We start from the raw sequence: 13773 nt of genomic DNA, 5'->3' as shown, positions 1-13773 counted from the left end.
CAGCGTTTTTTTTATTTGTTCAGTTTCTGTTGTTTTACTTTATAAATTCAATTATGCCATCCATTAGACCTTCTGCTAACGGTAGACTTGGATCTGTATATGTCGCCATATTCCCTGTCTCATCAGATGGGGATTCTTTTAGCACATGGTTCATTCTCTCAATTATTAGAAGCTCAGAATCTTTTGCTTGATGTAGAAGCTCAGCATCACTACTAGGGACTTGCAAATCTGCTGTACCGTTTATAAGTAATATTCTTGCATCCAACTTTTTAATTTGTTCAATAGGATGGTATTGAAGCCAGGAAATCATATAAGGTTGTACAGATGGACGGAATATACTGTGTAATTCATTCGACACTTCCTCTACCTGTTCACCTCGCTTAAGCTTCTCAATTACTTTTTCAGATTCACTCATAAGCTCACTTGGCAACTGATTTCTTAACTGTTCTAATAGAATTTCATCTATTTGCCGTCCTGCACCTGCTAATGATACGAATACAGTCGCTTCTGTCTCTTGAGCAGCAATCATTCCTACAAGAGAACCCTCACTGTGTCCGATGAATCCTATGTCGCTAAAACGGTCGTCTTCCTTCGCAAATTCTGCCCAGGCGACAGCATCCTCAATATAGTGGTTAAATCTTAAGTCTTCTTCTTTAGTAGCAAGGCCCATATTTAAGCCAACTCCTCTTTTGTCGTAGCGGATGCTGGCAATTCCTTCTGCAGCTAATTCTTCTGCGATCATTTTTAAGCTATTATTTTTCCCTACCATTAATAATGAATTACCATTACGATCGGTGGGTCCCGAGCCAGCAAGAATGATCATGAGTGGGAACGGTCCTTCCCCCTCAGGAATCTCTATTTGACCAACCATTTTCCCTCCATTTACTTCTAATTCTTCTAAATCCTCAGCCTTAGCTACATCAGTTACCTTACTAAGTTCAAATGGAAACGACTGACCTTGTTGTGTAAACGTACCTGCCATTATTTCATCCTGCAGCTTCCCAGCAAAGGTGATTTTTTGTCCCGGAAGTGGCATGTTAAAGGTAATATCCTTATCGCTTAAGGAAATGTTTGTTAATGGGTGATTATTTAATCCTTGAATCGGGATACTAATCAAGCCTTCTTCTCTTGTAAATTTAATACTAATTGGGAGTGGTTGATTAGGAACGTTAATGGATCCTTCCCACACTCCCTCTACCCTTTCTAAAGAAACATTTGTACTCGTCTCTTCCTTATCTTTAGACACCTCCTCCCCTCCTTGCTTATCACTATCACTACATCCAGAAAGTAAAATATGAAATAGTAATAAGCTTAATATAAGCGCTTTTTTACAGTTCATTTAGATTCACCTCTCTGTTCTATCTATAGTATAACAGCAGTACTAGAAAGAAGTAAATAATTTTCAGTTTATTTTAAAAGTTTTTTGCATTATATTAAGTTCTTTTTTAAGGCTATGTTAAAGGGTAGGGTTGATTTATGATCCAAAGAAATCTTAGATCAGAGAATAGCATTGATTTTTCGCACCAGCCGGACGCTTTCCTCGGGGTGAGCGATAAGCCATCACCCATCGCTTACGCGCGTGGTTGTGATGTCTTATCTGTCTCACTCATCCCGTAGGAGTCGCCGTCTGGCGCTCCAATCAATAAATGTAAATAGATTTAGCATCGAGAAAGCGCTAATAAATTTACTCGCATAAACAAAGCTAAAAAACTGTCACCAACCCCATTTTCATCATCTATTTATGTTCTTAATAGAAAGCATACTAGTGAGAAAGTAAAGTAGAATTCAGATTTATTAAAGCTAAGGGTTGTCTTCAGGGGTATTATGGAAGTTATACTAAAGCTAACAGTTAGGTTAGTTGAAGGAGGAAAAAATGTTCGAGTATAGAATATATTTATATCAACACTCTTACATCTTTAAATTAGAAAGGGGTTGCATTAAATGACCGAGGTTTTTTTAAAGGTTCAAGACGTACTTGAAAATTACAAAACAGCAATTTACGAAAAAGATGTTGAAAAATTCTTATCTATGTATGCACCTGATGTGCATATTTATGATTCCTGGGAGAACTGGGAGAGCAAGGGGATTTCTTCATGGGAGGCAAGCGTGGTAGAGTGGTTTAACGGATTGAGCGAGGATCGCAGTCTACTCAAAGTTGATTTTAGTGACCTAGTCGTTGAAGAAAATTCACATCTTGCATTTATATATTGTGCTGTAACTTTTGCTGCTCACCAAGAAGAATCTGATGAGAAAATTCGTCAAATGACAAATCGGATCACATATTGTTTAAAAAAAGTGAACGAATTTTGGTATATAGCTCACGAACATTCATCATTGCCTATAAATTTTGAGACTGGTAAGGGAATTTTTAATTTGAAGTGAAAAATATACTTTTGGGATTGGAGATAAAGAAATTCCAGCTTTATTTCCTTTTTTCTAGCTTTTGATAAAGATAAAACAAAAAAGCCGCCACCGATTACTCGGTGACGACTTGCTTTGGTGCCCAGCGACGTCCTACTCTTGCAGGGGGAGACCCCCAACTACCATCGGCGCTGAAGAGCTTAACTTCCGTGTTCGGTATGGGAACGGGTGTGACCTCTTCGCCATCATCACTAGACCTTTTCGGCTTTCAATACATGTATTGAAACCCTACTGAGTTGTTCACTCAAAACTGGATAAAAGACATCATTAATCGAAACAAACAATTTGGTTAAGTCCTCGATCGATTAGTATTCGTCAGCTGCACGTGTCGCCACGCTTCCACCCCGAACCTATCTACCTCATCGTCTTTGAGGGATCTTACTTACTTGCGTAATGGGAAATCTCATCTTGAGGGGGGCTTCGTGCTTAGATGCTTTCAGCACTTATCCCGTCCACACATAGCTACCCAGCGATGCCCTTGGCAGAACAACTGGTACACCAGCGGTGTGTCCATCCCGGTCCTCTCGTACTAAGGACAGCTCCTCTCAAATTTCCTACGCCCACGACGGATAGGGACCGAACTGTCTCACGACGTTCTGAACCCAGCTCGCGTACCGCTTTAATGGGCGAACAGCCCAACCCTTGGGACCGACTACAGCCCCAGGATGCGATGAGCCGACATCGAGGTGCCAAACCTCCCCGTCGATGTGGACTCTTGGGGGAGATAAGCCTGTTATCCCCGGGGTAGCTTTTATCCGTTGAGCGATGGCCCTTCCATGCGGAACCACCGGATCACTAAGCCCGTCTTTCGACCCTGCTCGACTTGTAGGTCTCGCAGTCAAGCTCCCTTCTGCCTTTACACTCTTCGAATGATTTCCAACCATTCTGAGGGAACCTTTGGGCGCCTCCGTTACACTTTAGGAGGCGACCGCCCCAGTCAAACTGCCCGCCTGACACTGTCTCCTACCCGGGTTACGGGTATGGGTTAGAATTTCAATACAACCAGGGTAGTATCCCACCGACGCCTCCTCCGAAGCTGGCGCTCCGGGCTCTAAGGCTCCTACCTATCCTGTACAAGTTGCACCAAAATTCAATATCAAGCTACAGTAAAGCTCCACGGGGTCTTTCCGTCCTGTCGCGGGTAACCTGCATCTTCACAGGTACTATAATTTCACCGAGTCTCTCGTTGAGACAGTGCCCAGATCGTTACGCCTTTCGTGCGGGTCGGAACTTACCCGACAAGGAATTTCGCTACCTTAGGACCGTTATAGTTACGGCCGCCGTTTACTGGGGCTTCAATTCGCACCTTCGCTTGCGCTAAGCACTCCTCTTAACCTTCCAGCACCGGGCAGGCGTCAGCCCCTATACTTCACCTTACGGTTTTGCAGAGACCTGTGTTTTTGCTAAACAGTCGCCTGGGCCTATTCACTGCGGCTCTTCTAGGCTATTCACCCAAAAGAGCACCCCTTCTCCCGAAGTTACGGGGTCATTTTGCCGAGTTCCTTAACGAGAGTTCTCTCGCTCACCTTAGGATTCTCTCCTCGACTACCTGTGTCGGTTTGCGGTACGGGCACCTCCCACCTCGTTAGAGGCTTTTCTTGGCAGTGTGAAATCAGGAACTCCGGACATACGTCCTTGCCATCACAGCTCAATGTTACAGAGTGCGGATTTGCCTACACTCACACCTCACTGCTTGGACGTGCATAACCAACAGCACGCTTACCCTATCCTACTGCGTCCCCCCATCACTCAAACGGTGGGGTGGTGGTACAGGAATATCAACCTGTTGTCCATCGTCTACGCCTATCGGCCTCGACTTAGGTCCCGACTAACCCTGAGCGGACGAGCCTTCCTCAGGAAACCTTAGTCATACGGTGGATGGGATTCTCACCCATCTTTCGCTACTCATACCGGCATTCTCACTTCTAAGCGCTCCACCAGTCCTTCCGGTCTGACTTCAACGCCCTTAGAACGCTCTCCTACCACTGATACCAAAGGTATCAATCCACAGCTTCGGTGATTTGTTTAGCCCCGATACATTTTCGGCGCAGCGTCACTCGACCAGTGAGCTATTACGCACTCTTTAAATGATGGCTGCTTCTAAGCCAACATCCTGGTTGTCTAAGCAACGCCACATCCTTTTCCACTTAACAAATACTTTGGGACCTTAGCTGGTGGTCTGGGCTGTTTCCCTCTTGACTACGGATCTTATCACTCGCAGTCTGACTCCCAAACATAAATCATTGGCATTCGGAGTTTGTCTGAATTCGGTAACCCGGGATGGGCCCCTAGTCCAAACAGTGCTCTACCTCCAAGATTCTAACGTTTGAGGCTAGCCCTAAAGCTATTTCGGAGAGAACCAGCTATCTCCAGGTTCGATTGGAATTTCTCCGCTACCCACACCTCATCCCCGCACTTTTCAACGTGCGTGGGTTCGGACCTCCAGTAAGTGTTACCTCACCTTCATCCTGGACATGGGTAGATCACCTGGTTTCGGGTCTACGACCACATACTCATTCGCCCTATTCAGACTCGCTTTCGCTGCGGCTCCGTCTTCTCAACTTAACCTCGCATGTAATCGTAACTCGCCGGTTCATTCTACAAAAGGCACGCCATCACCCGTTAACGGGCTTTGACTATTTGTAGGCACACGGTTTCAGGGTCTATTTCACTCCCCTTCCGGGGTGCTTTTCACCTTTCCCTCACGGTACTGGTTCACTATCGGTCACTAGGTAGTATTTAGCCTTGGGAGATGGTCCTCCCGGATTCCGACGGAATTTCACGTGTTCCGCCGTACTCAGGATACACTCTGGAGGGAATGAACTTTTGACTACGGGGCTTTTACCCTATCCTGCGGACCTTTCCAGATCGCTTCGTCTAGCTCATTCTTTTGTAACTCCGTATAGAGTGTCCTACAACCCCAAGAGGCAAGCCTCTTGGTTTGGGCTCTTCCCGTTTCGCTCGCCGCTACTCAGGGAATCGAATTTTCTTTCTCTTCCTCCAGGTACTTAGATGTTTCAGTTCCCTGGGTGTGTCTCAGATGCGCTATGTATTCACGCAAATGTACTGCCCCATTACGGGCAGTGGGTTTCCCCATTCGGAAATCTTCGGATCGAAGCTCACTTACAGCTCCCCGAAGCATATCGGTGTTAGTGCCGTCCTTCATCGACTCCTAGTGCCAAGGCATCCACCGTGCGCCCTTATTAACTTAACCTAAAAGTTAAAAGTACTACACTTGCAATCACATAAGTGATCACAATTTGAATATCTTGCGTTTGTTTCTTTTTTTGATGTCGTTTTATCCAGTTTTCAAAGAACAAATTATTTCGTTGGTGGAGCCTAGCGGGATCGAACCGCTGACCTCCTGCGTGCAAGGCAGGCGCTCTCCCAGCTGAGCTAAGGCCCCGAAATAAAAAAAGGTATGGTGGGCCTAAATGGACTCGAACCATCGACCTCACGCTTATCAGGCGTGCGCTCTAACCAGCTGAGCTATAGGCCCTCTTTGAATTTCCATATCTATTAAAAATATTAATATACATGAACATTCAAAACTGAACTGCAAAACGTTAAGATACAGATAAAGATCTGTATTCCGAATATATCCTTAGAAAGGAGGTGATCCAGCCGCACCTTCCGATACGGCTACCTTGTTACGACTTCACCCCAATCATCTGTCCCACCTTCGGCGGCTGGCTCCCAAAAGGGTTACCCCACCGACTTCGGGTGTTACAAACTCTCGTGGTGTGACGGGCGGTGTGTACAAGGCCCGGGAACGTATTCACCGTGGCATGCTGATCCACGATTACTAGCGATTCCGGCTTCATGTAGGCGAGTTGCAGCCTACAATCCGAACTGAGAACGGTTTTATGGGATTTGCTCACCCTCGCGGGGTTGCGACCCTCTGTACCGTCCATTGTAGCACGTGTGTAGCCCAGGTCATAAGGGGCATGATGATTTGACGTCATCCCCACCTTCCTCCGGTTTATCACCGGCAGTCACCTTAGAGTGCCCAACTGAATGCTGGCAACTAAGATCAAGGGTTGCGCTCGTTGCGGGACTTAACCCAACATCTCACGACACGAGCTGACGACAACCATGCACCACCTGTCACCGCTGTCCCCGAAGGGAAAAGCCTATCTCTAGGCCGGTCAGCGGGATGTCAAGACCTGGTAAGGTTCTTCGCGTTGCTTCGAATTAAACCACATGCTCCACCGCTTGTGCGGGCCCCCGTCAATTCCTTTGAGTTTCAGTCTTGCGACCGTACTCCCCAGGCGGAGTGCTTAATGCGTTAGCTGCAGCACTAAGGGGCGGAAACCCCCTAACACTTAGCACTCATCGTTTACGGCGTGGACTACCAGGGTATCTAATCCTGTTTGCTCCCCACGCTTTCGCGCCTCAGCGTCAGTTACAGACCAGAAAGCCGCCTTCGCCACTGGTGTTCCTCCAAATCTCTACGCATTTCACCGCTACACTTGGAATTCCGCTTTCCTCTTCTGTACTCAAGTCCCCCAGTTTCCAATGACCCTCCACGGTTGAGCCGTGGGCTTTCACATCAGACTTAAAGGACCGCCTGCGCGCGCTTTACGCCCAATAATTCCGGACAACGCTTGCCACCTACGTATTACCGCGGCTGCTGGCACGTAGTTAGCCGTGGCTTTCTAATGAGGTACCGTCAAGGTACGAGCAGTTACTCTCGTACTTGTTCTTCCCTCACAACAGAGTTTTACGATCCGAAAACCTTCTTCACTCACGCGGCGTTGCTCCATCAGACTTTCGTCCATTGTGGAAGATTCCCTACTGCTGCCTCCCGTAGGAGTCTGGGCCGTGTCTCAGTCCCAGTGTGGCCGATCACCCTCTCAGGTCGGCTACGCATCGTCGCCTTGGTGAGCCGTTACCTCACCAACTAGCTAATGCGCCGCGGGCCCATCCTGTAGTGACAGCCGAAACCGTCTTTTAACATTTCCTCATGTGAGGTAATGGATTATTCGGTATTAGCCCCGGTTTCCCGGAGTTATCCCAATCTACAGGGCAGGTTGCCCACGTGTTACTCACCCGTCCGCCGCTAAATCAGAAGAAGCAAGCTTCTTCATCATCCGCTCGACTTGCATGTATTAGGCACGCCGCCAGCGTTCGTCCTGAGCCAGGATCAAACTCTCCATAATAGAGAACTTAAAAAGCTCATTTTGTTTTGCTGGCATCATCATTAAATGATGTCAAAAATTGTTTTGCGTCAATCAAGCCAAAGCTTGTTGATGCTGTATGTCTTAACGTTTTGCATGTTCAGTTTTCAATGTTCATGGTGGAGCCTAGCGGGATCGAACCGCTGACCTCCTGCGTGCAAGGCAGGCGCTCTCCCAGCTGAGCTAAGGCCCCAAAATAATAATAACTGGTCGGGAAGACAGGATTCGAACCTGCGACCCCTTGGTCCCAAACCAAGTGCTCTACCAAGCTGAGCTACTTCCCGTTATATGGCGCGCCCGGCAGGAGTCGAACCCACAACCTTCTGATCCGTAGTCAGACGCTCTATCCAATTGAGCTACGGGCGCTAATTATTCATAAAAGTGGTGCCGAGGACCGGAATCGAACCGGTACGGTAGTCACCTACCGCAGGATTTTAAGTCCTGTGCGTCTGCCAGTTCCGCCACCCCGGCACTTTAATGAATCTTTGGAGCGGAAGACGAGGTTCGAACTCGCGACCCCCACCTTGGCAAGGTGGTGTTCTACCACTGAACTACTTCCGCTCGGTTATTAAGTTAAATGGTGCGGGTGAAGGGAGTCGAACCCCCACGCCTTGCGGCGCTAGATCCTAAGTCTAGTGCGTCTGCCAGTTCCGCCACACCCGCATATTTATTTCACAAAAGTGAATGAGCCATGAAGGACTCGAACCTTCGACCCTCTGATTAAAAGTCAGATGCTCTACCAACTGAGCTAATGGCTCGGAAAATGGTGCCGGAGAAAGGACTTGAACCCTCAACCTACTGATTACAAGTCAGTTGCTCTACCAGTTGAGCTACTCCGGCAGGAGTAAAATTATGGTGGAGGATGACGGGCTCGAACCGCCGACCCTCTGCTTGTAAGGCAGATGCTCTCCCAGCTGAGCTAATCCTCCTGGGTAATATTTTTTTATTGCAAGCCCAGCGACGTCCTACTCTTGCAGGGGGAGACCCCCAACTACCATCGGCGCTGAAGAGCTTAACTTCCGTGTTCGGTATGGGAACGGGTGTGACCTCTTCGCCATCATCACTAGACTTGAATAATTATTGAAAGACAAGTTCTATTATATCAACTATGTAGATTATTACAAGCATTAATTTAATAAAAATTTATTCTTTCAAAACTGAATAAACTGACATCTTAGAAACAAACAATTTGGTTAAGTCCTCGATCGATTAGTATTCGTCAGCTGCACGTGTCGCCACGCTTCCACCCCGAACCTATCTACCTCATCGTCTTTGAGGGATCTTACTTACTTGCGTAATGGGAAATCTCATCTTGAGGGGGGCTTCGTGCTTAGATGCTTTCAGCACTTATCCCGTCCACACATAGCTACCCAGCGATGCCCTTGGCAGAACAACTGGTACACCAGCGGTGTGTCCATCCCGGTCCTCTCGTACTAAGGACAGCTCCTCTCAAATTTCCTACGCCCACGACGGATAGGGACCGAACTGTCTCACGACGTTCTGAACCCAGCTCGCGTACCGCTTTAATGGGCGAACAGCCCAACCCTTGGGACCGACTACAGCCCCAGGATGCGATGAGCCGACATCGAGGTGCCAAACCTCCCCGTCGATGTGGACTCTTGGGGGAGATAAGCCTGTTATCCCCGGGGTAGCTTTTATCCGTTGAGCGATGGCCCTTCCATGCGGAACCACCGGATCACTAAGCCCGTCTTTCGACCCTGCTCGACTTGTAGGTCTCGCAGTCAAGCTCCCTTCTGCCTTTACACTCTTCGAATGATTTCCAACCATTCTGAGGGAACCTTTGGGCGCCTCCGTTACACTTTAGGAGGCGACCGCCCCAGTCAAACTGCCCGCCTGACACTGTCTCCTACCCGGGTTACGGGTATGGGTTAGAATTTCAATACAACCAGGGTAGTATCCCACCGACGCCTCCTCCGAAGCTGGCGCTCCGGGCTCTAAGGCTCCTACCTATCCTGTACAAGTTGCACCAAAATTCAATATCAAGCTACAGTAAAGCTCCACGGGGTCTTTCCGTCCTGTCGCGGGTAACCTGCATCTTCACAGGTACTATAATTTCACCGAGTCTCTCGTTGAGACAGTGCCCAGATCGTTACGCCTTTCGTGCGGGTCGGAACTTACCCGACAAGGAATTTCGCTACCTTAGGACCGTTATAGTTACGGCCGCCGTTTACTGGGGCTTCAATTCGCACCTTCGCTTGCGCTAAGCACTCCTCTTAACCTTCCAGCACCGGGCAGGCGTCAGCCCCTATACTTCACCTTACGGTTTTGCAGAGACCTGTGTTTTTGCTAAACAGTCGCCTGGGCCTATTCACTGCGGCTCTTCTAGGCTATTCACCCAAAAGAGCACCCCTTCTCCCGAAGTTACGGGGTCATTTTGCCGAGTTCCTTAACGAGAGTTCTCTCGCTCACCTTAGGATTCTCTCCTCGACTACCTGTGTCGGTTTGCGGTACGGGCACCTCCCACCTCGTTAGAGGCTTTTCTTGGCAGTGTGAAATCAGGAACTCCGGACATACGTCCTTGCCATCACAGCTCAATGTTACAGAGTGCGGATTTGCCTACACTCACACCTCACTGCTTGGACGTGCATAACCAACAGCACGCTTACCCTATCCTACTGCGTCCCCCCATCACTCAAACGGTGGGGTGGTGGTACAGGAATATCAACCTGTTGTCCATCGTCTACGCCTATCGGCCTCGACTTAGGTCCCGACTAACCCTGAGCGGACGAGCCTTCCTCAGGAAACCTTAGTCATACGGTGGATGGGATTCTCACCCATCTTTCGCTACTCATACCGGCATTCTCACTTCTAAGCGCTCCACCAGTCCTTCCGGTCTGACTTCAACGCCCTTAGAACGCTCTCCTACCACTGATACCAAAGGTATCAATCCACAGCTTCGGTGATTTGTTTAGCCCCGATACATTTTCGGCGCAGCGTCACTCGACCAGTGAGCTATTACGCACTCTTTAAATGATGGCTGCTTCTAAGCCAACATCCTGGTTGTCTAAGCAACGCCACATCCTTTTCCACTTAACAAATACTTTGGGACCTTAGCTGGTGGTCTGGGCTGTTTCCCTCTTGACTACGGATCTTATCACTCGCAGTCTGACTCCCAAACATAAATCATTGGCATTCGGAGTTTGTCTGAATTCGGTAACCCGGGATGGGCCCCTAGTCCAAACAGTGCTCTACCTCCAAGATTCTAACGTTTGAGGCTAGCCCTAAAGCTATTTCGGAGAGAACCAGCTATCTCCAGGTTCGATTGGAATTTCTCCGCTACCCACACCTCATCCCCGCACTTTTCAACGTGCGTGGGTTCGGACCTCCAGTAAGTGTTACCTCACCTTCATCCTGGACATGGGTAGATCACCTGGTTTCGGGTCTACGACCACATACTCATTCGCCCTATTCAGACTCGCTTTCGCTGCGGCTCCGTCTTCTCAACTTAACCTCGCATGTAATCGTAACTCGCCGGTTCATTCTACAAAAGGCACGCCATCACCCGTTAACGGGCTTTGACTATTTGTAGGCACACGGTTTCAGGGTCTATTTCACTCCCCTTCCGGGGTGCTTTTCACCTTTCCCTCACGGTACTGGTTCACTATCGGTCACTAGGTAGTATTTAGCCTTGGGAGATGGTCCTCCCGGATTCCGACGGAATTTCACGTGTTCCGCCGTACTCAGGATACACTCTGGAGGGAATGAACTTTTGACTACGGGGCTTTTACCCTATCCTGCGGACCTTTCCAGATCGCTTCGTCTAGCTCATTCTTTTGTAACTCCGTATAGAGTGTCCTACAACCCCAAGAGGCAAGCCTCTTGGTTTGGGCTCTTCCCGTTTCGCTCGCCGCTACTCAGGGAATCGAATTTTCTTTCTCTTCCTCCAGGTACTTAGATGTTTCAGTTCCCTGGGTGTGTCTCAGATGCGCTATGTATTCACGCAAATGTACTGCCCCATTACGGGCAGTGGGTTTCCCCATTCGGAAATCTTCGGATCGAAGCTCACTTACAGCTCCCCGAAGCATATCGGTGTTAGTGCCGTCCTTCATCGACTCCTAGTGCCAAGGCATCCACCGTGCGCCCTTATTAACTTAACCTAAAAGTTAAAAGTACTACACTTGCAATCACGTAAGTGATCACAATTTGAATATCTTGCGTTTGTTTCTTTTTTTGATGTCGTTTTATCCAGTTTTCAAAGAACAAGTTAAAAAGCTTTAAATGCTCATATAGAATGAACATTCAAAACTGAACTGCAAAACGTTAAGATACAGATAAAGATCTGTATTCCGAATATATCCTTAGAAAGGAGGTGATCCAGCCGCACCTTCCGATACGGCTACCTTGTTACGACTTCACCCCAATCATCTGTCCCACCTTCGGCGGCTGGCTCCCAAAAGGGTTACCCCACCGACTTCGGGTGTTACAAACTCTCGTGGTGTGACGGGCGGTGTGTACAAGGCCCGGGAACGTATTCACCGTGGCATGCTGATCCACGATTACTAGCGATTCCGGCTTCATGTAGGCGAGTTGCAGCCTACAATCCGAACTGAGAACGGTTTTATGGGATTTGCTCACCCTCGCGGGGTTGCGACCCTCTGTACCGTCCATTGTAGCACGTGTGTAGCCCAGGTCATAAGGGGCATGATGATTTGACGTCATCCCCACCTTCCTCCGGTTTATCACCGGCAGTCACCTTAGAGTGCCCAACTGAATGCTGGCAACTAAGATCAAGGGTTGCGCTCGTTGCGGGACTTAACCCAACATCTCACGACACGAGCTGACGACAACCATGCACCACCTGTCACCGCTGTCCCCGAAGGGAAAAGCCTATCTCTAGGCCGGTCAGCGGGATGTCAAGACCTGGTAAGGTTCTTCGCGTTGCTTCGAATTAAACCACATGCTCCACCGCTTGTGCGGGCCCCCGTCAATTCCTTTGAGTTTCAGTCTTGCGACCGTACTCCCCAGGCGGAGTGCTTAATGCGTTAGCTGCAGCACTAAGGGGCGGAAACCCCCTAACACTTAGCACTCATCGTTTACGGCGTGGACTACCAGGGTATCTAATCCTGTTTGCTCCCCACGCTTTCGCGCCTCAGCGTCAGTTACAGACCAGAAAGCCGCCTTCGCCACTGGTGTTCCTCCAAATCTCTACGCATTTCACCGCTACACTTGGAATTCCGCTTTCCTCTTCTGTACTCAAGTCCCCCAGTTTCCAATGACCCTCCACGGTTGAGCCGTGGGCTTTCACATCAGACTTAAAGGACCGCCTGCGCGCGCTTTACGCCCAATAATTCCGGACAACGCTTGCCACCTACGTATTACCGCGGCTGCTGGCACGTAGTTAGCCGTGGCTTTCTAATGAGGTACCGTCAAGGTACGAGCAGTTACTCTCGTACTTGTTCTTCCCTCACAACAGAGTTTTACGATCCGAAAACCTTCTTCACTCACGCGGCGTTGCTCCATCAGACTTTCGTCCATTGTGGAAGATTCCCTACTGCTGCCTCCCGTAGGAGTCTGGGCCGTGTCTCAGTCCCAGTGTGGCCGATCACCCTCTCAGGTCGGCTACGCATCGTCGCCTTGGTGAGCCGTTACCTCACCAACTAGCTAATGCGCCGCGGGCCCATCCTGTAGTGACAGCCGAAACCGTCTTTTAACATTTCCTCATGTGAGGGAATGGATTATTCGGTATTAGCCCCGGTTTCCCGGAGTTATCCCAATCTACAGGGCAGGTTGCCCACGTGTTACTCACCCGTCCGCCGCTAAATCAGAAGAAGCAAGCTTCTTCATCATCCGCTCGACTTGCATGTATTAGGCACGCCGCCAGCGTTCGTCCTGAGCCAGGATCAAACTCTCCATAATAGAGAACTTAAAAAGCTCATTTTGTTTTGCTGGCATCATCATTAAATGATGTCAAAATTGTTTTGCGTCAATCAAGCCGAAGCTTGTTGATGCTGTATGTCTTAACGTTTTGCATGTTCAGTTTTCAATGTTCATTGCGCCGTTCGTTTTGGCGACTTTATTATCTTACCAAATCTACTTTTCAATGTCAACAACTTTTTTTAAGTTATTTTCGTGAGATTTAGAAGTAAAATTGGGAACTTGATTACTATACCACCCTGCCAGCACCTTTTACAAGGGCTTTTTAAAAGTAAAA

2 protein-coding genes, 11 tRNA genes and 6 rRNA genes are annotated in these 13773 nt (G+C 48.5%); 1 reads left to right on the top strand and 18 read right to left on the bottom strand.

What is annotated here, in order from left to right; genetic code table 11:
* Positions 1-34: 34 nt before the first annotated feature.
* Positions 35-1246 carry an alpha/beta hydrolase gene (locus NSQ95_RS00560; protein WP_342560102.1) on the bottom strand — a complete coding sequence of 404 codons (1212 nt, stop codon included), beginning with the start codon at positions 1244-1246 and terminating at the stop codon, positions 35-37.
* A gap of 695 nt (positions 1247-1941) precedes the next feature.
* Between NSQ95_RS00560 and NSQ95_RS00555 the strand changes: the two genes are divergently transcribed.
* Positions 1942-2382, top strand: coding sequence for a nuclear transport factor 2 family protein (locus NSQ95_RS00555; RefSeq protein WP_342560101.1), 441 nt, complete (start codon positions 1942-1944; stop codon positions 2380-2382).
* Between the two features lie 119 nt (positions 2383-2501).
* Here NSQ95_RS00555 and rrf (NSQ95_RS00550) read toward each other — a convergent pair.
* The 17 genes from rrf (NSQ95_RS00550) to NSQ95_RS00470 all read right to left on the bottom strand — a co-directional run bounded on the left by rrf (NSQ95_RS00550) (position 2502) and on the right by NSQ95_RS00470 (position 13478).
* Positions 2502-2617, bottom strand: a 5S ribosomal RNA gene (rrf, locus tag NSQ95_RS00550).
* Positions 2618-2706: 89 nt separating this feature from the next.
* Positions 2707-5635: ribosomal RNA gene (locus NSQ95_RS00545) — 23S ribosomal RNA — on the bottom strand.
* 116 nt (positions 5636-5751) lie between these two features.
* A tRNA-Ala gene (locus NSQ95_RS00540) sits at positions 5752-5827 on the bottom strand.
* A gap of 16 nt (positions 5828-5843) precedes the next feature.
* A tRNA-Ile gene (locus NSQ95_RS00535) sits at positions 5844-5920 on the bottom strand.
* Positions 5921-6029: 109 nt separating this feature from the next.
* Positions 6030-7583: ribosomal RNA gene (locus NSQ95_RS00530) — 16S ribosomal RNA — on the bottom strand.
* Positions 7584-7718: 135 nt separating this feature from the next.
* Positions 7719-7794 (bottom strand) — tRNA-Ala (locus NSQ95_RS00525).
* A 14-nt stretch (positions 7795-7808) separates the two neighbouring features.
* Positions 7809-7885, bottom strand: a tRNA-Pro gene (locus NSQ95_RS00520).
* Positions 7886-7890: 5 nt separating this feature from the next.
* A tRNA-Arg gene (locus tag NSQ95_RS00515) sits at positions 7891-7967 on the bottom strand.
* 16 nt (positions 7968-7983) lie between these two features.
* Positions 7984-8072, bottom strand: a tRNA-Leu gene (locus tag NSQ95_RS00510).
* A gap of 15 nt (positions 8073-8087) precedes the next feature.
* Positions 8088-8162, bottom strand: a tRNA-Gly gene (locus NSQ95_RS00505).
* Positions 8163-8179: 17 nt separating this feature from the next.
* A tRNA-Leu gene (locus tag NSQ95_RS00500) sits at positions 8180-8264 on the bottom strand.
* Between the two features lie 22 nt (positions 8265-8286).
* Positions 8287-8359, bottom strand: a tRNA-Lys gene (locus NSQ95_RS00495).
* Between the two features lie 6 nt (positions 8360-8365).
* Positions 8366-8441: transfer RNA gene (locus NSQ95_RS00490), tRNA-Thr, on the bottom strand.
* 13 nt (positions 8442-8454) lie between these two features.
* Positions 8455-8530 (bottom strand) — tRNA-Val (locus tag NSQ95_RS00485).
* A gap of 23 nt (positions 8531-8553) precedes the next feature.
* Positions 8554-8669: ribosomal RNA gene (gene rrf / locus NSQ95_RS00480) — 5S ribosomal RNA — on the bottom strand.
* A gap of 121 nt (positions 8670-8790) precedes the next feature.
* Positions 8791-11719, bottom strand: a 23S ribosomal RNA gene (locus tag NSQ95_RS00475).
* Positions 11720-11924: 205 nt separating this feature from the next.
* Positions 11925-13478, bottom strand: a 16S ribosomal RNA gene (locus tag NSQ95_RS00470).
* Together the 16S, 23S and 5S rRNA genes with 11 tRNA genes alongside form the textbook arrangement of a ribosomal RNA operon.
* Positions 13479-13773 lie beyond the last annotated feature (295 nt).

Origin of the sequence: Psychrobacillus sp. FSL W7-1457 (assembly GCF_038593405.1) — a bacterium.
Lineage (GTDB): Bacteria > Bacillota > Bacilli > Bacillales_A > Planococcaceae > Psychrobacillus.
This window is presented reverse-complemented; position numbering and strand designations above follow the sequence as displayed.

Bases quoted from the DNA above. Each gene is read 5' to 3' on its own strand.
- NSQ95_RS00555 (WP_342560101.1), top strand. From the start codon at position 1,942: ATGACCGAGGTTTTTTTAAAGGTTCAAGACGTACTTGAAAATTACAAA.